This is a genomic window from Luteococcus sediminum, assembly GCF_054783495.1.
On the sequence record NZ_BAAGQL010000033.1, the window covers coordinates 1 to 1,542 of the forward strand.

The following is a 1,542-nucleotide window of genomic DNA, read 5'->3' on the forward strand; positions in this document are numbered from 1 at the left end:
CCCTACGGGTCAGGATGAGTTGAGGCCGGTGGTTCATAGCAAGTCCGCCAGCGTGGGGCGTGAACCAGGAGTCCAATCATCATGAGTTCGTCTTTGATCGCGGTGCGCGACGATGGTCGTATGCCCAGTCCCGGACCTCGTTCGGGGGGTCCGACCTCGCGGAGGTCGTTCTCCTCGGCGCAGAAGCTTGACCACCTGGCCGCCTACGAGGTGGCCGTCGCCAGCGGCCTGGGCGGTGCGTACCTGCGCGAGCACGGGTTGTACTCCTCGCTGGTCAGCGAGTGGCGCCGGATGCGTGACGCAGGGGTCCTCGCGGGGAAACAACCTGGGGAGAAGATCGGGCGGCTGTCGGCCGAGCAGGCGGAGATCGCCCGGTTGCGCCGTCAGCTCGACAAGGCCGAGCGGAGGTTGGTGACGACCGAGGCGGCGCTGGTGATCATGGGAAAAGCACACGATCTCTTGGACGTGCTTACCAAGAGATCGCGGGACGACTCCGAGCACACCACGCGTTGATGGCTACCTACCGTGAGCTGACCGGTGCGGGGGTCCCGACCCGGGCCGCGGCGATCCTGGTCGGGGTGTCGCGGGCGACCGCGACCCGCCGCCCCCGCACCCCGGTGGTGACCAGGGCCCGGGTGCCGGTGAACAAGCTCACCGACGCGGAACGGGCCGAGGTCCTGGCGGTCGTGAACAGCCCCAGGTTCGTGGACCTGCCCCCGATCCAGATCTACGCCCACCTGCTCGACGAGGGCGTGTATCTGGGGTCGATCTCCACGATCTACCGGGTGTTGACCGCGAACGCGCAGATCAAGGAGCGCCGCCGGTTGGCCCGCCACCCGGCCCGGACCATCCCCGAGCTCGTCGCCACCGCCCCCGGGCAGGTCTACTCGTGGGACATCACCAAGCTCGCCGGGCCCATCAAGGGCACCTACTTCGACGCCTACGTGATGATCGACATCTACTCCCGCTACATCGTCGGCGCGCACGTGCACGCGGCCGAGTCCGCCGTCCTGGCGGCCGAGATGATGAAGGAGATCTTCGGGGTCCACGGCATCCCGCAGGTCGTGCACGCCGACCGGGGCACGTCCATGACGTCCAAGACCGTCGCGGCGCTCCTGGCGGACCTGGAGGTCACCAAGTCACACAGCCGGCCCCGGGTGAGCAACGACAACCCCTACTCCGAAGCGTGGTTCAAGACGTTGAAGTTCGCGCCCGTGTTCCCCGAACGCTTCGGCTCCCTGACTGACGCCCGGTCGTTCATGGCCGACTTCGTCGCCGGCTACAACCATCACCACCACCACACCGGCATCGGACTGAACACCCCCGCTGACGTCCACTACGGCCTCGCCGCGGCGAAGGCTGGCGAGCGGGCTCTCGTCCTGGCCGCCGCCCGCGCCCGCAACCCCGAACGATTCGCCACCAACCGCGATCCGAAGATCCTGGCCATCCCACCGACGGCCTGGATCAACCAACCCGCCGACAACACCGGCATCGAGCTAGCCGCCTAACACCCACCGGCCTCAACTACCTTGACAAATTCCG

The 1,542-nt window shown here is 67.6% G+C and carries 1 protein-coding gene; it reads left to right on the top strand.

The window, feature by feature from the left end; translation table 11 throughout:
• The first annotated feature begins 120 nt into the window (after window positions 1-120).
• Window positions 121-1,508, top strand: a protein-coding gene (locus ACYVKA_RS13560) for an IS3 family transposase (RefSeq protein ID WP_094067111.1) whose coding sequence is annotated in 2 segments (ribosomal slippage) — window positions 121-463 and window positions 463-1,508 — 1,389 coding nt in all. Because the reading frame shifts where the segments join, the coding sequence is not laid out codon by codon here.
• Window positions 1,509-1,542 lie beyond the last annotated feature (34 nt).